21 protein-coding genes are annotated in these 22,655 nt (G+C 32.0%); 8 read left to right on the top strand and 13 right to left on the bottom strand.

Translation table 11 applies throughout. From position 1 onward, the window contains the following. Position 1: 1 nt before the first annotated feature. The 5 genes from SLH33_RS00275 to SLH33_RS00295 are packed head-to-tail and all read right to left on the bottom strand — an operon-like array spanning position 2 to position 4,881. Positions 2-937, bottom strand: a complete 936-nt coding sequence (locus SLH33_RS00275) for an acetylornithine carbamoyltransferase (protein ID WP_320417053.1) — start codon at positions 935-937, stop codon at positions 2-4. A 4-nt stretch (positions 938-941) separates the two neighbouring features. After that, a complete protein-coding gene (locus tag SLH33_RS00280; RefSeq protein WP_320417054.1) occupies positions 942-2,096 on the bottom strand; it encodes an aspartate aminotransferase family protein in 1,155 nt (384 codons plus the stop codon). A 10-nt stretch (positions 2,097-2,106) separates the two neighbouring features. Next, the gene (gene argC, locus SLH33_RS00285; protein ID WP_320417553.1) at positions 2,107-3,084 is read right to left on the bottom strand and encodes an N-acetyl-gamma-glutamyl-phosphate reductase; all 978 of its coding nucleotides are present in this window, start codon (positions 3,082-3,084) and stop codon (positions 2,107-2,109) included. Further along, entirely contained in the window at positions 3,077-4,264 is a 1,188-nt protein-coding gene (locus SLH33_RS00290) for an argininosuccinate synthase (protein WP_320417055.1), read from the bottom strand. Before SLH33_RS00290 ends, argC begins: the two co-directional genes overlap by 8 nt. After that, positions 4,261-4,881, bottom strand: a complete 621-nt coding sequence (locus SLH33_RS00295; RefSeq protein ID WP_320417056.1) for a GNAT family N-acetyltransferase — start codon at positions 4,879-4,881, stop codon at positions 4,261-4,263. The genes SLH33_RS00290 and SLH33_RS00295 overlap by 4 nt, the downstream gene beginning before the upstream one ends. Before the next feature lie 450 nt (positions 4,882-5,331). On the opposite strand from SLH33_RS00295, the gene SLH33_RS00300 reads away from it, so the two are divergent. From SLH33_RS00300 to SLH33_RS00330, 7 genes are all read left to right on the top strand, one after another. Then, the gene (locus SLH33_RS00300) at positions 5,332-5,745 is read left to right on the top strand and encodes a DUF2141 domain-containing protein (protein ID WP_320417057.1); all 414 of its coding nucleotides are present in this window, start codon (positions 5,332-5,334) and stop codon (positions 5,743-5,745) included. Positions 5,746-5,762: 17 nt separating this feature from the next. Further along, positions 5,763-7,112: a 2TM domain-containing protein gene (locus SLH33_RS00305; RefSeq protein ID WP_320417058.1), complete on the top strand. Its 1,350-nt coding sequence runs from the start codon at positions 5,763-5,765 to the stop codon at positions 7,110-7,112. Positions 7,113-7,116: 4 nt separating this feature from the next. Then, positions 7,117-7,461, top strand: coding sequence for a 2TM domain-containing protein (locus SLH33_RS00310; RefSeq protein WP_320417059.1), 345 nt, complete (start codon positions 7,117-7,119; stop codon positions 7,459-7,461). Between the two features lie 16 nt (positions 7,462-7,477). Further along, the gene (locus SLH33_RS00315; RefSeq protein WP_320417060.1) at positions 7,478-7,798 is read left to right on the top strand and encodes a 2TM domain-containing protein; all 321 of its coding nucleotides are present in this window, start codon (positions 7,478-7,480) and stop codon (positions 7,796-7,798) included. Between the two features lie 10 nt (positions 7,799-7,808). Beyond that, positions 7,809-8,564, top strand: coding sequence for a LytTR family DNA-binding domain-containing protein (locus SLH33_RS00320; protein ID WP_320417061.1), 756 nt, complete (start codon positions 7,809-7,811; stop codon positions 8,562-8,564). 244 nt (positions 8,565-8,808) lie between these two features. Beyond that, positions 8,809-9,228, top strand: coding sequence for a hypothetical protein (locus SLH33_RS00325; protein WP_320417062.1), 420 nt, complete (start codon positions 8,809-8,811; stop codon positions 9,226-9,228). Beyond that, the gene (locus SLH33_RS00330) at positions 9,218-9,409 is read left to right on the top strand and encodes a helix-turn-helix transcriptional regulator (protein WP_148870098.1); all 192 of its coding nucleotides are present in this window, start codon (positions 9,218-9,220) and stop codon (positions 9,407-9,409) included. Before SLH33_RS00325 ends, SLH33_RS00330 begins: the two co-directional genes overlap by 11 nt. 9 nt (positions 9,410-9,418) lie before the next feature. Here SLH33_RS00330 and SLH33_RS00335 read toward each other — a convergent pair whose 3' ends face one another. The 6 genes from SLH33_RS00335 to fumC all read right to left on the bottom strand — a co-directional run bounded on the left by SLH33_RS00335 (position 9,419) and on the right by fumC (position 17,444). Beyond that, complete coding sequence (locus tag SLH33_RS00335; RefSeq protein ID WP_320417063.1) at positions 9,419-10,432, bottom strand: formimidoylglutamase; 1,014 nt, start codon at positions 10,430-10,432, stop codon at positions 9,419-9,421. Positions 10,433-10,470: 38 nt separating this feature from the next. Then, a complete protein-coding gene (locus tag SLH33_RS00340; RefSeq protein ID WP_320417554.1) occupies positions 10,471-10,809 on the bottom strand; it encodes a GIY-YIG nuclease family protein in 339 nt (112 codons plus the stop codon). Positions 10,810-11,094: 285 nt separating this feature from the next. Continuing rightward, positions 11,095-12,327, bottom strand: coding sequence for an imidazolonepropionase (gene hutI / locus SLH33_RS00345; protein ID WP_320417064.1), 1,233 nt, complete (start codon positions 12,325-12,327; stop codon positions 11,095-11,097). A gap of 185 nt (positions 12,328-12,512) precedes the next feature. Beyond that, a complete protein-coding gene (locus SLH33_RS00350) occupies positions 12,513-13,367 on the bottom strand; it encodes a hypothetical protein (RefSeq protein ID WP_320417065.1) in 855 nt (284 codons plus the stop codon). A gap of 158 nt (positions 13,368-13,525) precedes the next feature. Beyond that, complete coding sequence (locus SLH33_RS00355; protein ID WP_320417066.1) at positions 13,526-15,892, bottom strand: TonB-dependent receptor domain-containing protein; 2,367 nt, start codon at positions 15,890-15,892, stop codon at positions 13,526-13,528. 154 nt (positions 15,893-16,046) lie between these two features. Beyond that, a complete protein-coding gene (gene fumC, locus SLH33_RS00360; protein WP_320417067.1) occupies positions 16,047-17,444 on the bottom strand; it encodes a class II fumarate hydratase in 1,398 nt (465 codons plus the stop codon). A 148-nt stretch (positions 17,445-17,592) separates the two neighbouring features. Here fumC and SLH33_RS00365 point away from each other — a divergent pair, with 148 nt between their 5' ends. After that, positions 17,593-17,766, top strand: a complete 174-nt coding sequence (locus SLH33_RS00365; RefSeq protein ID WP_320417068.1) for a hypothetical protein — start codon at positions 17,593-17,595, stop codon at positions 17,764-17,766. A 280-nt stretch (positions 17,767-18,046) separates the two neighbouring features. On the opposite strand, the gene SLH33_RS00370 is transcribed toward SLH33_RS00365, so the two are convergent. Both SLH33_RS00370 and yidC read right to left on the bottom strand, forming a co-directional pair. Further along, positions 18,047-20,500, bottom strand: a complete 2,454-nt coding sequence (locus tag SLH33_RS00370; RefSeq protein WP_320417069.1) for a TonB-dependent receptor domain-containing protein — start codon at positions 20,498-20,500, stop codon at positions 18,047-18,049. A 127-nt stretch (positions 20,501-20,627) separates the two neighbouring features. After that, on the bottom strand, positions 20,628-22,508 hold the full coding sequence (yidC, locus tag SLH33_RS00375) for a membrane protein insertase YidC (protein ID WP_320417070.1): 1,881 nt from the start codon (positions 22,506-22,508) through the stop codon (positions 20,628-20,630). Positions 22,509-22,655: the final 147 nt, after the last annotated feature.

The following is a 22,655-nucleotide window of genomic DNA, read 5'->3' on the forward strand; positions in this document are numbered from 1 at the left end:
ATTATAAATTCTCTAAAATGTTTTTTAATACCACTTGTGCAGCATAGGTTCTATTATTTGCTTGCGGAATTACAATTGAGTTTTCACTTTCCAATACAGCATCTTCAACAATTACATTTCTTCGTACAGGTAAACAATGCATAAATTTTGCAGCACCAATTTTTTGTTTGGTGATGATCCATTTTTTATCATTATTCAATATCTCTCCGTAGCTAGAATAACTACTCCAGTTTTTGGTATATACAAAATCAGCATTTTGCAAAGCTTCTTCTTGATTGTAATTCACGGGAGTGTTTTTGACAATTTCTGGAGCCAATTCATAACCTTTTGGATGTGTAATTGAAAAATCAACCTCTAAAAGTTGCATCATACTTACAAAAGAGTTGGCAACAGATTGTGGTAATGCTTTTGGATGTGGAGCCCAAGAAAGTACTACCTTCGGTTTCTTTTTTTGAGAAAACTCTTCAATAGTAATAGCATCAGCCAAGGCTTGTAACGGATGCGCCGTAGCACTTTCTAAATTAACAACAGGTTTGCCTGAATATTTAACAAAGCTGTTGATGACCATTTCTTTATAATCTTTATTTCTGTTTACTAAACCAGGAAAAGAGCGAATAGCAATGATATCAGCATATTGCCCAATTACTTGTGCAGCTTCTTTGATGTGTTCAGAAGTATTTCCGTTCATAATAGTTCCGTCTTCAAACTCAATGTTCCATGAATCGTTTACGTTCAAACTCATCACGTCCATTCCTAAGTTTTTGGCCGCTTTTTCAGTACTTAAACGTGAGCGTAAACTTGCATTGAAAAATAACATTACCAAGGTTTTGTTTTTGCCAAGTTCTTTGTGTGCAAACGGATTACTTTTTAATGTTTTAGCTTCTGAAATTATTGCTGAAACATCTTGAATATCATCTATGTTTGTATATTTTTTCATGAGTTTAGGTTTTATCAACATGAATAGTGTTGTTTTTTAACGCTTTTGATAACGCTTCGAAAAAAACATCTACCTGTTGTTTTTGCAATGTTAAGGATGGAAGAATTCTTAATAAATTCGGATTTTTAGCACTGCCCGTAAAAATTTTATGCTTGTAAATAAGCTCTTTTCTTAATTCAGAAATTGGAAAATCAAACTCTAATCCTAACATTAAACCTCTTCCTTTTATATTTTTTATAGCTGATACTGTTTTAGCTTTTTCAATAAAGTAAGTAGATACCTCTTGCACATTTTCCAGTAAGTTTTCATTTTTAATGGTGTCCAAAACCGAAATGGCTGCAGTACATGCTAAATGATTTCCGCCAAAAGTGGTGCCTAACAATCCGTAAGAAGCCTTAATTTTTGGGTGTATTAATATTCCGCCAACCGGAAAACCATTTCCCATTCCTTTGGCTATTGAAATGATATCAGGCTCAATGTTATGCTTTTGAAAGGCAAAAAAATCACCTGTTCTACCAAATCCAGCTTGAACTTCATCAGCAATAAATAAAGTATTGTGATTTTTACATAAAGTACTTACCGCTTGGTAAAATTCAGTGGAAACTTCGTCTAAACCTCCAACTCCTTGAATAATTTCTACAATTACTGCACAAACATCATTGTTGGCTAATGATTTTGCTACCGAATCTATATCTCCAAAATCAATAAATTCTACTTCTTGCTGTGCGTTGATGGGTGCTACAATTTTAGGATTATCTGTTGCTGCAACAGCCGCTGAGGTTCTACCATGAAAACCGTTGTTAAACGCTATAACTTTTGATTTCTCAGTATGAAAAGAAGCTAGTTTTAAAGCATTTTCATTGGCTTCTGCACCAGAATTACACAAAAACAGTTGATAATCATTACAACCACTCATTTGTGTTAGTTTTTCAGCAAGTTCAACTTGTAACGGATTTTGAATTGAGTTGCTATAAAAACCAATATTAGCTACTTGTTCTTGTAATTTTGATACATAATTTGGATGCGAATGACCAATAGAAATCACCGCATGACCACCGTATAGATCTAAATATTCAGTATTATGTTCATCGTATACATACACATCTTTTGCCTTGATAGGAGTGATGTTGAATAACGGATATACATCAAATAAATTCATAGTTAATCGATTAAAAAAAGTTAGCTTTTAGTTGTAATCCTTCTGTTTCTTCGAATCCGAACATCAAATTCATATTTTGAACTGCTTGTCCGGAAGCACCTTTTAAAAGGTTGTCAATACAACTAGTAATTAATAATTGGTTGTTGAGTTTTTGCACATGTACTAAACATTTATTGGTGTTTACTACTTGTTTTAAATGCAATGGGTTTTCACTAACAAACGTAAATGCAGCATCTTTATAAAACTCGTCATATATAGATTTTGCATCTTCTTCCGATCCATCAAATTTTGTATAAGCCGTGGCAAATATTCCTCTTGAAAAATTTCCTCTATTGGGTAAAAAGTGAATTTCGTTTGAAAAATTTGGTTGCAATTTTTGTACTGTTTGATGAATTTCACCTAAATGCTGATGCGTGAAAGGCTTATAGTGTGAAAAATTATTGTCTCTCCATGTAAAATGTGTAGTTGAAGATAAACTGGTGCCTGCTCCCGTAGCACCTGTTACCGCATTTACATGAATGTCATCTTCAATAAAATTATTCAAAGCTAAAGGAATCATAGCCAGTTGAATTGCAGTAGCAAAACAACCCGGATTAGCAATATAATTTGCTTTTTGTATAGCAGTTTTATATAATTCCGGTAAACCATAAATGTATTCATTCTCTTGAAAAACGGCATCTTTTTCTAATCTAAAATCATTGCTTAAATCGATGATTTTTGTGTTTTTAGAAAACTGATTCTCACTCAAGAATTTTGATGAATTACCATGTCCTAAACAAAGAAAAACGACATCAACATCAGCATTTATTTTATTGGTAAACTTATAATCAACAGTTCCTAATAAGTCTTGATGTACTTCGTACACAAAGTTTCCTGCATTTGATGTGCTGTAAATAAAATCGATACTTACCTGTTTATGGTTGATCAATATTCTAATCAATTCTCCAGCAGTATAACCTGCACCACCTATAATTCCTGCTTTAATCATATCCATTGGTATTTTGATAGATTTTAGTTTGATTTCCGTAGATGTTTATAAACCCTTTAGCATCTTGAGCGGTCCAAGCTTTATTCATTTCACCATAATTACCAAAGTCTGATTGCAATAAATCGTGTTTAGATGAAATTCCGTTCAACGTAAAATGATAAGGCTTTAGGGTAATGAAAACATCACCGCTTACATTTTTCTGGCTATTGCTAAGCATAGCTTCAAAATCTCTCATTACCGGATCTAAATACAGTCCTTCATGTAAGTGCGTTCCGTACCAGTTGGCTACATAATCTTTATGTTGCATTTGCCATTTGGTAAGAGTATGTTTTTCTAATAAATGATGCGCTTTAATGATGATTAAAGCCGCAGCAGCTTCAAAACCAACTCTACCTTTAATACCTAAAATAGTATCGCCCACATGAATATCTCTACCAATAGCAAATTGAGAAGCAAGTTTGTTAAGTTGTTCAATAATTTGTTCTGGAGCAGCCAATTCATCATTTAAACCAATAGGTTCACCATTTTTAAAACTTAGTTTAATAGTTGTGTGTGTGGTATTTGTTAATTGTGATGGAAAAGCCTCTTCAGGTAAAGATAGGTGAGAGGTAAGCGTTTCATCACCACCAACACTAGTTCCCCATAAGCCTTTGTTTATAGAATATTTAGCTTTATCCCAAGGAATATCTATACCGTGATTTTTTAAATAATCAATTTCTTGCTGTCTACTTAATTTTTCATCTCTAATAGGTGTGATGATTTCAATATTTGGTGCTAAAGCATTAAAAATTAAATCAAAACGAACTTGATCATTACCTGCACCAGTACTTCCGTGAGCTATATATTTTGCATCGATACTTTTAGCGTAATTAATAATTTCAATAGCCTGTACAATTCTTTCTGCACTTACAGATAGGGGATAGGTATTGTTTTTTAAAACATTACCAAATATGAGGTGCTTAATTACTTTTTGATAATAGTTAGTTACAGCATCAATATTTTTATAGGTGGTAACACCTAAATTATATGCTTTAGTTTCTATATTTTTTATTTCAGATGAAGTAAATCCGCCAGTATTTACACTTACAGCATGAACTTCAAAATTTTTATCTTTAGATAAGTGTACAGCACAATATGATGTATCTAAACCACCGCTGTAGGCTAAAACTAATTTTTTCATTTTTTATCTTTTTTTAACAACAAATGTTGCTTAATACTTTTAAGTCTTTTAAAAGTTGACTCTTTTATTTTTTTATTGGGAATATTTTGCTGTTCTGTAGCAGGATCGTATAGCATACCCGTACATAAGCACATTTTTTGTTGCGTTCTTTGTAAAACATCATAGTTAACGCAAGTTTTACAACCATCCCAAAACACTTGATCTTCTGTGAGTTCAGAGAAAGTAACGGGTTTGTAACCTAAATTACTATTAAGTTTCATAACTGCTAAACCAGTAGTGATACTAAAAATTTTTGCATTAGGATATTTGGCTCTAGAGTGCTCAAAAACTTTTTGTTTTATCTTTTTTGATAAGCCAATACCTCTATAATCAGGATGAACAATTAAACCAGAGTTTGCCACAAACTTTTCATGGCTCCATGTTTCTATGTAGCAAAAACCTGCAAATTTGTTTCCGTCTAAAGCAATAACAGCATTTCCTTTTTCCATTTTAGTAATGATGTATTCCGGTTGTCTTTTAGCTATTCCAGTACCTCTTACTTTGGCAGCTTCTTCTATAGCTAAACAAATTTCTTGCGCGTAAATACTATGCGACGCATTAGCAATAATGATATTCACTAATTTGATGTTTTAAATTTTGTTTTATGTGTTTTTTGGAGTAAAGAACCGGACTCACCTAGGTTCCTAGAAATAGTATTAGCCCTTAAGGGCGACGGAAAAATCGGCGTGCAGTATTCCTGTTATCGGTTGCGATAATTAAAGAATAATGGATATATGTTGTATGATTGTTTTGCACTTTGAGATAAAAATAAATGTATACGATGAACTTAGCTAGATAGAAGTAGACTAGCGGCGTCGATTACGTCGGACACGTAATACTGAAATGGTATATATATTATTTTTTGCTAAATGCATAACACAAATGTATATAAAAAAACAATACACAAAACTTTTTTTAAAATAAAATACAATTCATCCATAAAAAAATACAGTTCGGTAGTTTTTAATTTTAAAACAGTTTCTTTTGATGCAATTTTGAGGTGTTATTAATCATTAAAACCAAACAAAATGAAAATTATACAAGCCATAGTAATTAGCTTAGTTATGTTTTTAACAGGCTTTTATACAAGTAATGCTCAAACTATAGAAGTAAGCGTTGTTAATGCTACTTCTAATGAAGGTAAAGTGTCTTTTGCATTATTCACCAAAGACAATTTTATGAAAATACCATTGCAACAAGCCAAAGCAATTGTTAAAGAAGGGAAAAGTACAGTTATATTTAAAAATGTTCCGTCAGGAGAATATGCTATAACGTGTTATCATGATAAAAATGATAATGGAAAAATGGATTTTCAACCTAACGGAATGCCTATAGAAGACTACGGAGCATCGAATAACGTGATGAATTTTGGTCCACCACAATACAATGATGCAAAATTTGAGGTTACCAATAAAGATGTATCTTTAGAAATCAGATTTTAAAAATTAGTACTTAGAATATGAATACTAGCAAAAATTGGAAACAAGAGCTAAAAAAAGACTTAATAGTTTGCTTAAAATTGACCTTAATTTTTGGGGTAATTTTTACAATCATTAATCAAAGATTCACCTTAAAAGGAGCCAGCATAGTATTCTTGTTTTCAGCTATGTATTCTTTTATTTTAGCTTTAGGAAATGGTTTTGTTAACCAATTTTTGAACACAAAATGGGATTGGGTTGCACAAACAAATCAACGAGTTTGGGCGGGAATTGTAGCTACTGTTTTGTATACTGTTATAGCAGTTTTCTTTATACACTATGTACAATATGTAGTGATTTTTAAAAATAGTTTTTCTGTACTTTTTTCAGACAAAGTAATGTTTGCTCATGTATTTGCTATTGTGTTATCGTTAGGTATCGCAGCTTTTTTTCATGCGCGAGGTTTTATGATCGAGTGGAAAAAATCGGTTTCTCAAGAAACCACGCAACAACAAATAGTAGCCAAAACAGAAAGTGCCAAATTTGAAACCTTAAAAAGTCAAATTGATCCTCATTTTTTATTCAATAGTTTAAACGTATTAACCTCATTAATTGGAGAAAATCCTGATCAGGCAGAACGATTTACAACCAAACTTTCAAAGGTTTACAGATACGTTTTAGAGCAAAGAAATAAAGAATTGGTTCCTATTGAAGAAGAGTTGCAGTTTGCAAAAACGTATATGGAATTATTGCAAATGCGTTTTGAAGATGCTTTGGAATTTCAATTACCGAGTTCAGTTACCAATCCTGATTTGAAGATAGTACCGTTATCATTACAATTATTACTAGAAAATGCAGTAAAACACAACGTAGTTTCTTCCTCAAAACCATTAAAAATAGCTATTTATGAGGAAGCAGGATATTTAAAAATTCAGAACAATATCAATCCAAAAGAGGCTATAGGTAAAAGTACCAAGGTAGGATTACAAAATATTGCAGATCGTTATGGATTGATTTCTGAACAAAACATACAAATAGAAAATAATCGTAAAACATTTATAGTGAGTTTACCACTATTAGTTAAATCAGAAAATATTATGAATACATCAGATAATAACTTTGAGAATAACAGTTATGTAAAGGCTGTTGAGAGAGTTCAAAAAATAAAAGAATTTTACCAAAACCTAACATCTTATGTTATTTTTATACCGCTTTTAATATTTATTAATTTAAAATTTTCACCTCAATTTCATTGGTTTTGGTTTCCGGTAGCGGGTTGGGGAATAGGTGTAATTTTTCATGGATTAGAAGCTTTTGGTTACAACCTTTTCTTAGGAAAAGATTGGGAAGAACGTAAAATTAAAGAAATGATGAATAAGAATAAGTTTTAGAATTATGGAAAGAGATTATACACAAGAGGAAAGATATATTTTAGCAAAAAGACATGTTAAAAAAGTAAAAGGATTTTATGCACATTTATTTTGGTATTTAGTTATTAATATTTTTATAAGTGCAGTAGTTATTTATGGTATAATGAGCAATAGTAAAAGTAGCTTTATTGAAGCCTTAACTCACTTCGGAACCTATTCTACGTGGATATTTTGGGGAATTGGATTGTTCTTTCATTGGTTAGGAGTATATGGGTACCCACATTTACTAACCAAAAATTGGGAAGAACGTAAGATCAAAGAATTAATGGAGCAAGAAGAGGAAAGAAAAAACCGAATGTTAAAAAAATAATTAAGAAAGCAAAACAATGGAAACTCAATTTGTAAAAGAACAACAATTTCTAAGAGCAAAGAAAAAAGTAAAAGAAATAAAAACATTTTATACACATTTGTTAGCCTATGTATTAACAATGCCCATTGTGGTTACAGTAAATTTAATTTTTGTACCTCAATTTCACTGGTTTTGGTTTCCGGTTTTAGGTTGGGCAACAGCAATTTTAATTCATTGGTTTACTGTGTTTGGAAAGAATTTTATAGGATTAGGAAAAGATTGGGAAGAGCGTAAAATAAAAGAGTTAATGCAAGAAGAAAATCAGAGAAAAATACAGTTTTTTAATGATAAATCTTAATAAAGAAATAATGAACGTATTAATTATTGAAGATGAAAAGCCTGCTGCAAGAAGGTTGAATAGAATGTTAGCTACTCAAAATATTAATGTAAACACCATGTTACATTCGGTAGAAGAGGCGGTTAACTGGTTTCAAAATAACGAGCATCCTGATTTGATTTTTTTGGATATTCAACTATCTGACGGACTTTCATTTGAAATATTTGAAGAAGTGCCTGTTAAATCGGCAATTATTTTTACTACGGCCTATGATGAATATGCGCTAAAAGCCTTTAAGCTTAATTCAATTGATTATTTGTTAAAACCGATTGATGAAGATGAGTTAAAAGTAGCGGTTGATAAATACAAAGAACAACAACCCCAAAAAAGCGATTTACAGGTTAATATTGATGAGATTAGAAAGCTGCTAATTAATCCGATTGACAGAAAATACAAGAAGCGCTTTACTATTAAAATAGGGCAACATATTAAAATAATTCATACCGATAATATTGAGTGTTTGTATTCCGAAAATAAAGCTACCTACATACACAGTAATGAAAATAGAAATTACTTAATAGATTATTCTTTAGAGCATTGGCAAGACCAACTTGACCCTGAACACTATTTTAGAGTGAACAGAACGTTTATTGTGCACATTAACGCTATAAAAGACATTGTTTCGTATACCAACTCTCGTTTGCAATTAAAGCTCCATTCGTATAACGAGCAAGAAATAATTGTAAGTAGAGAACGTGTTAAAGATTTTAAAAATTGGATTGATTAATTAATAGAATAAGGTATGCTTAAACAATAAATAGCCATTTAGATATACTTTTTCGTGTTTGAAGCACTGAAATATTAAAAGAAATCTATTTCTACTCATGATAATCTATAAAAAATAGAATTCAGTCCTTGTTTTATTTTTTTCGATTTTATATTCATATCTAATAAGTTACAGTTTATTCAAGATTTATTTGTTTGTAATGTTATAAATATCTAACTTTGTGTTAGAAATAAATAACAATAATATGAAAGCAAAAAAATTTGCTATAGTAAAATTTACTGTAGCAGCCTTTATTTTAGGTTTAATGGGCTTTTGGATATTTAATACAACAAAGCCATTTAATGAATTCGCTTACGGAACCATTGGAGTGATGTTGCTTATAGTTGGATTTATAATTTATTCTGGTATTCAAGCATTAAAAGACGCAAAATCAGGGTTAAATCCTGAGGATGAACTCTCAAAAAAGATAACTCAAAAAGCAGCTTCTATGGCTTTTAGCATATCGATTTATATGTGGCTGATTGGTTTGTTTGCATTAGATATGTTTTCTGTTGATTCGGTAAATAAAGCCAAATTTGTAATAGCGATTGGTATGATGGGTATGACTCTCATTTTTCTTTTTATTCGCTTGTACCTTTCAAAAGTAGGAATAGATGACAACTAGAATTAAGGAACTACGTGCCAAAGATAATTTGACACAGATTGAGCTTGCTCAAAAAGTAGGAGTGCGCAGAGAAACTATAGTGTTTCTTGAAAAAGGAAAATACAATCCTTCTCTTAAACTTGCGTATGATATTTCTAAAGTATTTAATATGAAAATTGAAGAGGTTTTTATTATGGAATAATCAGAAAAATTAACCACTAAAACTCTTCGCTTTTATAAAATCTGTAATTAAATAGCTGATGAATTTTCCTACTTGAGTAGCAGCAGTGGGTTCATTCATAACTGCTGGAGCACCTTCACAAACATGTAAATAATAAGCGTTTTGTTGTTTTCCAAAAGCATGAACAAATCTTCGGGCTTGTTGAGGTGTAAATCCACTCGGTGTCATAGCACTACTAGGAAAACTTTGAATACAATCTAAATCAACTTCAACACCAAAAGGCTTTGTGTTTACAAAGTTTTGAGCACGTTGTAACTCGTTTTCAAAAGAAGTAGATTTATATACTTCCATTTCTTCAAACATATTATACTCAAGGTTTAAATGTTCATGGATGTATTCAAAAATGTATTGCGGAGTATAATTTTCATGCAAACCAAACATAAAATAACGCTCTAAAAAACCTTCGTGTATTGCGTATGAAAATCCGTTACCACTGTGACGTTCTTCTAGTTTGCGTAAATCGGTGTGTGCATCTAAATTCACTACATTAACAGGTTCTTTTAATGCTGTAGAGGTTCCTTTAATGTTTCCGTATGCATTGTTATGTCCTCCACCAATTACAATCGGAGTTTTTCCCATAGAAACCACAAAATGTATCAGTTCAGAGAGTTCTTTATCAATCTGTTTCACCAAATAATCTCCTTTTTCAGCATCATCAGCCACAAAGGTCTTTACGGTGTCAAAAAAATCTAAATAGCCTAAAACCAACACGTCTTTTCCAGTGATAAACTGATTTTCTTGCGTGTTTAAAAAAGCTTCTAAAGCAGGAAAGAAAGCCGAATGCGCGCCACCTTTTCCTTTGTTCATCTTTACACCAATATCTTCAGGAACACCAATCAAAACAAATTTTGAAGTGTTGTTTTCAACTTCTTCAAAAAAGTCTTTTTTATCATCCAAAACAGTAACTGTTTCACCTAGTTTGGTTTCACCATCTCTTGTGTGTACCAAATCATTAATATCGTTTTGTGTAAAAATGTGTAGCATGTTTTTGAGTCATTCCTGCGAAGGCAGGAATCTTTTTTTTAGTTAAACCAATTTTTTGATAAATCGTTCCAATCAGGGTTTTCTTCTAAAATAAAATTTATTTTCCATTCTCTTTTCCACTTCTTCATATTCTTTTCTCTTTTTATGGCTTCATCAACAAGTTGATGCGTCTCAAAATAAATTAACTTATCTAAATTATATTTTGATGAAAATCCTTTGACTAATTTATTTTTATGTTCAAAAATTCTTCTTTCTAAATTGTTTGTTATACCGATGTATAAAACACCATCTTTTTTGTTTGTGATGATATAAACATAATATTGATGATTGGTTTTATACACTTTTTCATATTTATGATGAGATTCCTGCCTTCGCAGGAATGACAAGTTCTATTTGAGTTTTTCATTCTTTTATTCTGCCTTCGCAGGAATGACAAGTTCTATTTGAGTTTTTCATTCTTTTATTTTGCCTTCACAGGAATGACAAATTCTATTTGAGTTTTTTCATTCTACCTTCACAGGAATGACAAATTCTATTTGAGTTTTTTTATTCTTTTTATTCTGCCTTCACAGGAATGATGGTACAGTTTTACTTTTTCTGATGAGATTGCTTCATTTCATTCGCAATGACGTCATTACGAGGACGAAGGACGAAGTAATCTTTTAAATTTTCTCACCACCAATATAAACACTCTCAATTAAATTACTACCAAAGCTGTAGGGTAAAAATCCGTAAGAAGGAATCTCTTTAGTAAGGAAGAAATTCGCTTTTTTTCCTTTGGAAATTGAGCCTACTTCATCGCATAAGTTCATGGCATACGCTCCGTTAATGGTGGCAGCGTTAATAGCTTCTTCCGGAGTCATTTTCATTTTAATACAGGCAGCTGAAACCACAAAATTCATATTTCCTGAGGGTGTAGATCCCGGGTTGTAATCGGTTGCTAAGGCTAATGGTAAACCAGCGTTGATCATATCGCGTGCCGGTGTGTACGGAATACTTAAAAAATACGAACAAGAGGGTAGGGCAACAGGCATGGTTTCGGTGCCTTGTAAAGCTTTGATATCTTCAGTATTTATCACCTCTAAATGATCTACCGAAAGTGCGTTGTGTTTTATACTTACTTGCACACCACCAATGGTTGTAAACTGATTTACGTGTACTTTTGGTGTGAGTCCGAGTGCAACACCTGCTTTTAAAATTCTATCCGTATCTGCTACCGAAAAATAACCAGTTTCACAAAAAGCATCAATAAATTCAGCTAAGTTTTCCTCGGCAACTTTGGGTAACATCTCTTCAATAATCAGGTTAATATAACCTTCTTTATTGTTTTTATATTCCTTCGGAAAAGCATGCGCACCCAAAAATGTTGCTTTGATAGGAATGTTATAATTTTCTTTTAGTTTTTTAATAACGCGTAGCATTTTTAGTTCTGCTTCAACGGTAAGTCCGTAACCCGATTTAATTTCAACTGCTCCGGTACCTAATTGCATCACTTCTTCTAAACGTTTTGCCGATTGCTGATACAACTCTTCTTCAGTTGTTTCTTGCAGTTTTTTTACAGAATTTAAAATTCCGCCACCTTTGTTGGCAATTTCCTCATAGGTTAATCCGTTAATGCGATCTACAAACTCTTGCTCACGATTACCAGCGTATACAATGTGTGTATGAGAATCACACCACGTTGGTAAAATCATTTTTCCGGAACAATCAACAGTGTTATCTGCTGAAGTTGGTGCATTTTCCATGGAACCAAAATCGATGATGGTATCGTTTTTAATTAGTAAAAAAGCATTTTTTAGAGTAGGTAACGTACTCATGTCTTTACCCGAAACTTTTTTTACAGATGCGTCTCTAACTTGAATAAGTTCTTTTATGTTGGTGAAAAGTGTTGTCATATAGTTTTTACTTACAGACAAAAATAAGTAAAAAGGATGACGATTATAGGGAGGTTTCGCTATCGGTTTTGTGTGCGAGGATTTTCCGTAGGAAAATCAGACGTAATAAAATTGAAACTGACTTTGTTTAAGCATTAAACTACGCAATTTTTTATGCTCGTTGTTGTGAATTGGTACTTATTCCTTTATAATTTCAAACTTTCTTTCAGAAATTTAAACATACTATTTTCTTTAATTCTTGTAATTAATGAATCTATAAAATTCTCATTTTTTATTATTAATTCAGTAATATTTGATTTTGAACAAATTCTTGATTCCTTTCTTTCAATGTTGTATAAGAAAATGTGAGATGAAGTTTCTCCAAGATAATTATAACAACTAATACTTCTATCTGTTGAAATATAATTTGAATTTTCTATAAAAGATATTTTGTAGTCATCTTTAATAGATCTCTTTTCATACAAATTTACTAAAGTTGTAAATGTTAAAAAGAGTATGATTATTCCGCAAAAAAAGATAAAAGTTAAATTATACATCTTTTCTTTAGATACTTTTTCAAGATAGTAGATTAAATAAACAAGTAAAGTAGGAAAAAGTAATAAAACATTCCCAGATGTAGGAATGAAGAAAATTGAAATAAAAACGATTGAAAATCGAAAATTAATTAATCCTTTATTAAATGGTTTGATAAATAAATCTTTAATTCGATTTCTATTTTTGTTATCTGACTTTAAATATAATTTACCTTTCTTTTTGACTAAAAATATTACAATCTTTTCATAAAACATAAAAAGAATTCCAAAAATGAAGAACAAAAAAACTTCAGACAAAAAGATTATTAATATAATTTTAAAAATATACTCCAAAGTAAAAAAAAGCATATCATTTAATCCAATATAATTGAAGATTGGTATTTTAAAACTCTTGTAATAAATATAATAGTTAATGAAACTTAATATATAAACCCCTAATAGAATTAATGAAGTATTATTTTTAAAAAATTTTAAAAAATCTATATTCTCTTTTAAGTCAATTTTCATTTTTTTTGCTTACTTTTCTTTAGCTCAGATGTATGACGCACAATGTTTAAAGATTATAGTTTTTTTAATGAACTATAATCACCGAATATAAAAAAAGTCAAACAAAAAAGCTTGACTTTTTGAAAGTACAGTTAAAAAATATTTCAAACTTCCTGTAATTACCTCCTTCTTCCAGAATAGGTCATAGCTTCTCCTTTACCAAAACCATAGCTAATACCAAACGTAATAAAGCGTCCGCGTAAGCTATAATCATAGGTTGAAAAAGTTGGTTGGTTTACAAATCGCTCTTGAATTCTTGAGGCAAACACATCTCTAATACCCAAATTAGCTACTATTTTTCCTTTAAATATTTTTTTACGTAATCCTAAGTCTAAAAAAGCAAAACCACTTTGTTCTCCTTGTACGGTTTCAAATCCGGAGCGATAATTTCCATTCAATTCTAAATCGATGTCTGCCGGTAATCCTATTTTAGAACCTAATCTTGTTGACCATTGGCTACCGGTAAAATCAAAAATTTGATCTTCAAAAGTTCCTTTTCTATCAAAATAATTGAAGTTAAAATCTCCGTTAAACGTTAACCACTTAGCAGGACTGTATTTTCCGTTGGTTTCAAAACCATACGTTGCGTTTGTACCAATGTTTTCTGGAGTTGTATATGTTACATCGTTTTCAAAAGTAGATACACGTTCAACTACATCAGTGGTATATCTGTGGTATAAACTTGAGCTTAACGATGCTTTTCCAATTTTATAAATACTGGTCAATTCATAAGAGTGTGTAAACTCTGGTAGCAAATCCGGATTTCCAACTCTTACATTAAAGTTATTTCTAATGTTGAAAAACGGATTTAAGTCCCATAATCGTGGTCTAAAAATACGTTTTGAGTATCCTGCTTGTAATGAAAAATTTTCACTCAATTTATAGGATGTATGTAGGGTAGGGAATAGATTAGTAAAGTTTCGCGCGTTTGCTTGATCAGTATTGGTGAGCAGCGTATTTAGGTCGGTATTCTCAACGCGTAATCCCACTTTTACACCCCAAGCATCATTTTCATAAGCACCAGTTGCATAAACTCCTAAGACTTTTTGGCTCCACTCAAAGTTGTTGGTAAGATCTTCATCAATTTCATACGCACCATTTACAAAATTTTCGACTTCAAAATCGTTACCCACATCATTAATAACGTATTGTACACCTGTTTCTAAGGTGTATTCTTTAGAAATCGGATTTACATAATCTGCTTTAAAAGTATAGTCTGATTGTTGAAAATTAGTAGCTGTACGCTGATTGCTATCTGTAGTACCGCCTTCAATTATGGTATTGGTAAACAAAGATGATTGGTCTTTTCCGAAAAATCTTCCCAAAGCACTTAACTGAAATGTGTGATCTTCATTATTCTTAAAAGTCTTTTTCCAGTTGAATTCATACTGCCATTTTGGGTTGGTAGCTTCAGTCGTTTCTTTTCGTACCCAAAGAGAGTCTAAATTACTTCCTGTATAAGCGCTGAAATTAGTTTCTGAAGGTTGATCTTCAATTTCATAGGCGAAATTCCCTGAAAGCGTAAACACATTGTATTCGTTTAAGTGATAATCGGTACCCAGTGTAACGTTGAAAAAGGTTTCATTTCTAAATTCTTCTCCTTCGCTGGCAATTGTTTTTCCACTGGTTTTGTTCAAATTATTGGCTTCGGTATCTCTTGGTAATGAACGATAACCCGCACCAAACTGTGTAAACAAGTTGAATTTTTCTGTTCTACGGTTAATGCTTCCTCCAATACTATGATTATCTGGAATTCCTGTATTTGCAGAAATTGATCCGTTCCATCCTTGCTTTTCTTCTTTTTTTAAGATGATATTTAAAATTCCTGAAGTACCAGACGCCTCATATTTTGCAGAAGGATTGGTAATTACCTCAATACTTTCAATCATATCAGCAGTAATGGTACCCAATGCATTACTTGATTGATCTGCCAACACAGAAGGTTTACCATTGATTAAAATTTGTACACCACCGCTTCCGCGTAAGCTAACTTCTCCTTCAATATTTACATTTACAGAAGGAACATTGTTCAAGACTTCTAAAGCGCTAACACCCGTACTACTTATATCCTTTCCAACATTAAAAACACGTTTGTCTAGTTTAAAGGTAGTTTTAGAAACTTCACCAGTAACCACCACTTCATCTAGCGCTTGACTATCAGGTGAAAGTTGTATGGTTCCTAAGTCTATTTTGTTAGTAGAAGCAGTAAACTTGTTGATAGTTTTTGTTTTATATCCCATAAAACTAATTTCAAAGTAAACATTAGCATTAGATACAGTTACATCAAACGTACCGTTATCATCTGTTGTTGTTCCAGTAATTACTTTTTTAGTGTCTTTATTGAATATTGCAACGGTTGCGTAGGGTATAGGCTGAGCAGTTTCTTGTTCTACTAAAGTTCCTGTAATTTTTATATTCTGCGCTTGAGAAACACTAGTAAAAAGTAAGACTAAAAAAAAGGGTATATGTTTGGTGAAATTTTTCATTTTTTTGTTTAGAATTTTTCCTTAAAACTGACATGAGTAAGGTCTTTGTAGCTAAATTAGTTGAAAATAAGTTTAGCTACAAAACTATGAACAATGTTAAAACAAAAAAGTCGAACAAAACCGTCCGACTTTCTTAAAATTATAGTTAAAAAGTTTATTTCAAACTTCCTGTCATGTCTTCAGGTTTTACCCACTCGTCATACTCTTCGGCAGTAACATAACCTAAGTTAATTGCTTCTTCTTTTAGCGTAGTTCCGTTAGCGTGTGCTGTATTGGCAATTTCTGCCGCTTTGTAATAGCCAATTTTGGTATTTAAAGCAGTTACCAGCATTAACGAGTTGTTTAATAACTCTTTAATACGCGGATAATTTGGTTCAATGCCTACTGCACAGTTTTCGTCAAAAGATACACATGCATCTCCAATTAACTGAGCCGATTGTAATACGTTAGCTGCCATCATAGGTTTAAATACGTTCAATTCGTAGTGACCTTGTGTTCCACCTACGGTTACCGCAACATCGTTACCCATAACTTGCGCACAAACCATAGTAATGGCTTCTGCTTGGGTTGGGTTTACTTTCCCTGGCATAATTGATGAACCTGGTTCATTAGCAGGAATGATCAATTCTCCAATTCCAGAACGAGGACCAGATGCCATTAAACGAATATCGTTCGCAATTTTATTTAAAGAAACCGCTAATTGTTTTAACGCTCCATGAGTTTCAACCAACGCATCGTGTGCTGCTAAAGCTTCAAATTTATTTTCAGCAGTTATAAAAGGTAAATCGGTAAACTTAGCAATATATTTTGCTACCAATACATCATAACCTTCAGGTGTATTTAATCCAGTACCCACAGCAGTTCCTCCTAATGCTAATTGAGATAAGTGAGCCAAGGTATTTTTTAAGGCTTTTAATCCGAAGTTTAATTGCGCTACGTAACCTGAAAATTCTTGTCCGATAGTTAACGGGGTTGCATCCATTAAGTGTGTACGACCAATTTTTACTACATCTTTAAAATCTTCAGATTTCTTTTGAAGCGTATCCCTTAATTTTTCTACACCAGGAATGGTAACTTCTACTACTTTTTTATAAGCAGCAATATGCATACCGGTAGGAAATGTATCATTTGATGATTGAGATTTGTTAACATCATCATTTGGTTGAATGGTTTTTTCGCCTTCACCAATTACGTTACCAGCAATTTCATGCGCTCTATTGGCAATAACTTCATTTACGTTCATGTTACTTTGCGTACCTGAACCTGTTTGCCAAATTACTAACGGGAATTGATCGTTGTGCTTACCCGCTAAAATTTCATCACAAACTTCAGCAATTAAATCACGTTTTTCTGTAGATAACACTCCTAATTCACAGTTAGCATAGGCAGCCGCTTTTTTTAGATAAGCAAATCCGTACACTACTTCTAAAGGCATAGAACCAGCAGGTCCAATTTTAAAATTGTTGCGAGAACGCTCTGTTTGCGCACCCCAATATTTATCTGCAGGTACTTCTACCTGACCCATTGTGTCTTTTTCAATTCTATATTTCATTGTGTTGATATTAATTAAAGAAAGGTCAAATTTAAGAAAACTCGTAGAATTGACTGGTGAAATAGGAGTTGAAATATTTTTAAATTTCTCCTTGATAATTGAAAATATGTGTTATTTTTGTCGTGTATAAATTTTTCAAATAAAACAAATGTTAGATTTTTCAGAATTTTCAGGATTAGTATTGTTTATGTTTATCTTTACAGCCGGATTTTGGTTGTTAATTTTCTTATTAACGTTTGTGGTTCCTTATTGGATTGGAGGAACTATTTGGGAAAACCTTAAATTAAAAAGAGAAGCAAAAAAAGCTGCAGAAGGTAAGTAGTTTTTTACATCATAATTTATAAAAGCTCGCTAATGCGAGCTTTTTTTATGCTATAATTTTAGGCGTTGTATGTTTATTAAGCTCATCATACTAGGTCAAACATGGTAACTTGCTCTAACGCCTAACGCAAAAAAAGAGATTGTTTAAAAAGTTAGAAAAACAAAAAATGTCATATTGAGCGCAGTCGAAATATATTAGTATTTAACTACTTAAATTTCTCGACTCCGCTCGAAATGACATTGATAAAGACTTTTTAGAGAAAGTCTCTTTTTTTTATGATTTATGGATTAAATCCTTCGCCACCGTCATAATCGCCATTTTGTTGTCGATCTCTTTTTTTCTTTTGATTAAATCTATAGGTAAAACTTAAAGTTATTTGGCGCTCTCTCCATTGAAACTCTTGGTTTGAAATAACTCTTGAAGTTTCTGTATAGCTTTTGCGTTTACGATCGTTAAATAAATCGCTAACATTTAACACCAGCGTACCTTTGTCTTGTAAAATATCTTTGCTAAAGGCTAAGTTAGTTACAAACATTCCTTCTCTTGAACCCTGAGCATCGTCTTCAGGTCCGCGATACATAATTCTTGTTTGCCACTCAATTTTAGCAGGTAATGTAATACGCGAGTTAAAACGAGCAAACCAGCTATCGCTATTTACTTCAGGTAAAACTTCAGTTTCTGTTATTGTACTACCGTCTTCTGGTGAAATATAAGAATAGGTATAATTAAAAGCTTCTGTTTTAAATTTAAAATAGTTAAAAGTAGCTGATAAACGTGCCCATTTTGTAGGGTTGTAGTTTGTGGTTAGTTCGAATCCATAACGGTTTTCATCATTTATGTTTAAAAACTGACGTACAAATACATTACCGTTTTCTCTGGTTTCAACTCTTGAAACAGCTCTAATCAAATCTGTAGAAAATTGATAGTATAAAGAAGAGTTTAAGGTTACTTTACTTACTCTTGTGGTATATCCTAAGTCAAAAGAACTGGTATAGGTTGGGTTTAAATCCGGGTTTCCTTTAAATACATAAGTGTCAGAACTACGGGTTTCAAACGGATTTAAAAACCAGTGGCGAGGTCTGCGTAATCTTCTGGCATATCCTAATGTAACATTGTTAGTTTCGCTAAATTCATACCCTAAATTTACAGTAGGAAACCATTTGGTATAGTTTTTATCAGAAAATTCACCTGTATTTAATAGTAGCAAATCAACATCAGTATATTCTGCACGTAAACCTAATAAGTAAGAAAACTTATCAATTTTACTTCCAAATTGAGCATAGTAAGCGTAAATATATTGTTTAAAATCAATAGCATTTGAAATGTCTGGATCTTTAGGAGTTCCATCTGCATTTCGTACTCTAAAATCAGAAGTTAAATCTTGTAAGTCGGCTTTATGACCTAATTCTAATTGACTTTTTTCACCTAAAGGTAATACATAGTCTATCTGTAATAATTTACTGATGGAATTAGTTAATTGTGAATTTCTTTCAACCAAAATACCGTTATTGGTAATAAGAGAGTTTTCATCTCCTTCGTTTTCACTATACTGTAGGTCAATCATTAATTTTTGACCCTTATCATCAATATTATTTGTATAATTTAAAGAGTATTGAGTGTCAACATCATCTTCTAGATTATTTTCTCTTCTAGTACGAAGATCTCTTTCAGTACCATCTGGTTCAAAAACCTCTGTGTTGTTAGTTGCAATGTCATCACCTTTATTTTTACGATAAAAAATTGTACCAGTTAATGAGCTATTTTTGTTTAAATAGTATTCTAAACCTAAAGAACCGTTAAAGTTGTTATTTTTACGATCGTATTTTCGAGTTTCAGTACTTAAACTGTCAATTACACCATTAGTAAAATATGTAAAATCACTATTAGCATTTCCAGGACCTTTACGGTGAGAATACCCTAAGTTAGAAAATAGATTGAACTTTTTAGTTCTGTAATTTAAGTTAGTTGAAACTTGAAGAAGATCAGGATTTCCTACAGAAAGGTTGGTAGAGCCGTTAAATCCGGTAATTTTACCTTTTCTTAAAATGATGTTTAGGATACCTGCTGTTCCTTCTGCATCATAACGTGCAGACGGTGAAGTAATAACTTCTACCTTTTCAATGGCATCTGCAGGTAAATTTCTTAATGCATCAGTTCCGCTTAAGCCAACTAGTGCAGATGGTTTTCCGTCAATTAAAATACGTACATTTTCATTACCACGTAAACTTACTGCTCCTTCAGCATCTACGTTTACAGACGGAACGTTATCTAACACATCACTAGCGTTACCACCTTTTATGGTCATGTCTTTTCCAACGTTATATATCTTTTTATCTAAACGTATTTCTACTGTTGATTTTTCTGCAATGATTTCAACTTCATCTAAAGTTTCTAAATCTTCAGAGAGTAGAATAGTTCCTAAATGTAAGTTTTCTGTTATAGTTTTTTGTGGTAAGGTCTTGGTTTTAAAACCAATGAACTCTACCTTCATGTCATAGGTGCCTGCAGCAGCATCTACTGAAAAATTACCTTGAATATCAGTAATTCCACCTAAAACTTTTTGAGTTTTTATATTGGTTAGAACCAATGTGGCATATTCTAAAGGTTGTTTAGATTTAGCTTCAATCACTTTACCTGTTATGGTTATAGATTGGCTAGACCTTTCATTTGCAGTTTTTTGTGCAAACATAGATGTAATGCTTGTAAAGCATACTAAAAGTAAAAGTTTTCTCATAGTTGATGTTTGATAGTATAAAACTATTTGACGGCGAAGTTCCGTAATGGTTTAATCACTCTGTGTTAAAACTGTGTTAAAGTAAAAAAGCCGCTAATTAGCGGCTTTTTATAAGGTTGATATACAATTACTTCTTTTTGTTTTTAGAGGCACGTTTTTGAGCTTCTTGTTGTTCTTGTGCTTGCTTCATAGCAGCATCTAAGCGCTCTCTAAACTTGCTTACCTTTACTGGTTTTTTCTTGTTTTCTTGAATTTGAGCATGAATTTTATCCTCATCAATTACATAATTCTTAATCACAAACATAATAGCAATGGTTAATAAGTTTGAAATGAAATAGTATAAACTTAATCCACTAGCATAGTTGTTAAAGAAGAAAAGCATCATAATAGGTGAGAAGTAGATCATCCACTTCATCATTTTACTCATATCTGGCATACCCTCTTGTGTAGGAGCTTGCATATTCATCTGTTGGCTTTGATTCATTTTCATATAAAAGAAAATAGCAATAGAAGCCAAAATTGGAAATAAACTTACGTGATCTCCGTAGAAAGGAATTTTAAACGGCAGCTTAAAGATTGTATCATAGGATGATAAATCATTGGCCCATAAAAATGCTTTTTGACGGAAATCTATATTAGTTGGAAAAAACTTGAATAAAGCAAAGAAAACAGGCATTTGTAACAAAGCAGGTACACAACCCGACATCATACTTACACCGGCTTTTCGCTGTACCGCCATAATTTCTTGCTGGCGTTTCATTGCGTTTTCATTACCAGGGTATTTCTTGTTAATTTCCTCCATTTCTGGACGAATTACTTTCATTTTTGCACTTGATAAGTACGATTTGTATAACACAGGAGACATGATAATACGTACTACAATGGTCATTAAAATAATGATTAATCCGTAGTTACCAATAAAACCTTTTAACATGTTAAATACAGGGTAAAAAACAGTACGGTTTAAGAAACCGAAAATACCCCAACCTAAATCAGCTATTTCGTTTAGATTAGTATTCTCATACTTTTTTAACAAATTGTAATTGGTTGGTCCGTAAAACCATTGCATGTTGTAGTTTAACTCACCATTTTGTAGTGCTAACGGAGCGGAAACAGCGTAGGTTTTTAAATATACGCTATCTACGTCTTCACCAGCAAAATCAACTGACTTTAATTTTGCGTCGTTTAACGGAGTGCTACTCATTAATACAGAAGAGAAAAAATGTTGTTTAAAAGCTATCCAATCAACATTATTTACAACTTCATCATCATTCATTCTTAGGTATTCAACATCATCATTTGCTTTGTAGTAATAGTATGAGTACATGTTTTCTGTGCGCATACTTTTTTCATTACGGAAAGCTTTTAAATTCCAATCTAAATTGATTTTTTGAGAGCTGTTGATAACATTACTTAACCCTTGTGAACGAACTGCAAAATCAATACGATAGTCATTAGGTTTTACTTCATAACGATATTCTAAAAACTGGGTATCAGAAACTTTCAATTTCATTGAAAGTACTGTGTGTTCTCCGTTTTTAGTTACGTTAGGTTCAAATAATAAATCTTTGGTGTTTAAAATACGGTTGTCTGTAGTTCCGAAGTTAATATTAAAAGAAGCATTATTTTCTTTAATTAAATACACAGGTAAAGAATCGTAAGTTCTAAAATTCTTTAATAAGGCTTTCTTTATTTGTCCACCTTTATTACTTACGGTAAGTTGTACCAATTCGTTTTCAATAATTGTTTCTCCTTCGCTACCATACATTCCGCTATGAGCAAAAGCACCTAATTTATTTTGAAGTGCAATTTGTTTTAACGAGTCGTTTTCAAAAGTTGGATTTTGAAGTAAAGTAGTTGGAGTAGTAGTGCTATCGGTAACCTGTTCAGTTGTAGTTGTTTGTTCAGGTTCTACTTTAGGTTTGTTGGTACTCATCCACCAAAAAATAATACCACCTAATAAAATCATTCCTATAAAGGAATTAACATCAAATTTTTTTTCTTCCATCGATATATGTTAAATGTCAATATGTCACTCTCTCAAAAAATCTGATTGAGAAAAACGCGACAAAAGTAGTAAAATTAGCCCTGTTTTTAGCTCTTTTACTCATATTAATTTATAAACAAGTAATAGCGCAAACAACATTCCGTTTTG

Source organism: Tenacibaculum sp. IB213877, assembly GCF_034043975.1.
In the GTDB taxonomy this organism is placed as follows: domain Bacteria; phylum Bacteroidota; class Bacteroidia; order Flavobacteriales; family Flavobacteriaceae; genus Polaribacter.

Bases quoted from the DNA above. Each gene is read 5' to 3' on its own strand.
- SLH33_RS00275 (WP_320417053.1), bottom strand. From the start codon at position 937: ATGAAAAAATATACAAACATAGATGATATTCAAGATGTTTCAGCAATA.
- SLH33_RS00280 (WP_320417054.1), bottom strand. From the start codon at position 2,096: ATGAATTTATTTGATGTATATCCGTTATTCAACATCACTCCTATCAAG.
- argC (WP_320417553.1), bottom strand. From the start codon at position 3,084: ATGATTAAAGCAGGAATTATAGGTGGTGCAGGTTATACTGCTGGAGAA.
- SLH33_RS00290 (WP_320417055.1), bottom strand. From the start codon at position 4,264: ATGAAAAAATTAGTTTTAGCCTACAGCGGTGGTTTAGATACATCATAT.
- SLH33_RS00300 (WP_320417057.1), top strand. From the start codon at position 5,332: ATGAAAATTATACAAGCCATAGTAATTAGCTTAGTTATGTTTTTAACA.
- SLH33_RS00305 (WP_320417058.1), top strand. From the start codon at position 5,763: ATGAATACTAGCAAAAATTGGAAACAAGAGCTAAAAAAAGACTTAATA.
- SLH33_RS00310 (WP_320417059.1), top strand. From the start codon at position 7,117: ATGGAAAGAGATTATACACAAGAGGAAAGATATATTTTAGCAAAAAGA.
- SLH33_RS00315 (WP_320417060.1), top strand. From the start codon at position 7,478: ATGGAAACTCAATTTGTAAAAGAACAACAATTTCTAAGAGCAAAGAAA.
- SLH33_RS00320 (WP_320417061.1), top strand. From the start codon at position 7,809: ATGAACGTATTAATTATTGAAGATGAAAAGCCTGCTGCAAGAAGGTTG.
- SLH33_RS00325 (WP_320417062.1), top strand. From the start codon at position 8,809: ATGAAAGCAAAAAAATTTGCTATAGTAAAATTTACTGTAGCAGCCTTT.
- SLH33_RS00330 (WP_148870098.1), top strand. From the start codon at position 9,218: ATGACAACTAGAATTAAGGAACTACGTGCCAAAGATAATTTGACACAG.
- SLH33_RS00335 (WP_320417063.1), bottom strand. From the start codon at position 10,432: ATGCTACACATTTTTACACAAAACGATATTAATGATTTGGTACACACA.
- hutI (WP_320417064.1), bottom strand. From the start codon at position 12,327: ATGACAACACTTTTCACCAACATAAAAGAACTTATTCAAGTTAGAGAC.
- SLH33_RS00350 (WP_320417065.1), bottom strand. From the start codon at position 13,367: ATGAAAATTGACTTAAAAGAGAATATAGATTTTTTAAAATTTTTTAAA.
- SLH33_RS00355 (WP_320417066.1), bottom strand. From the start codon at position 15,892: ATGAAAAATTTCACCAAACATATACCCTTTTTTTTAGTCTTACTTTTT.
- fumC (WP_320417067.1), bottom strand. From the start codon at position 17,444: ATGAAATATAGAATTGAAAAAGACACAATGGGTCAGGTAGAAGTACCT.
- SLH33_RS00365 (WP_320417068.1), top strand. From the start codon at position 17,593: ATGTTAGATTTTTCAGAATTTTCAGGATTAGTATTGTTTATGTTTATC.
- SLH33_RS00370 (WP_320417069.1), bottom strand. From the start codon at position 20,500: ATGAGAAAACTTTTACTTTTAGTATGCTTTACAAGCATTACATCTATG.
- yidC (WP_320417070.1), bottom strand. From the start codon at position 22,508: ATGGAAGAAAAAAAATTTGATGTTAATTCCTTTATAGGAATGATTTTA.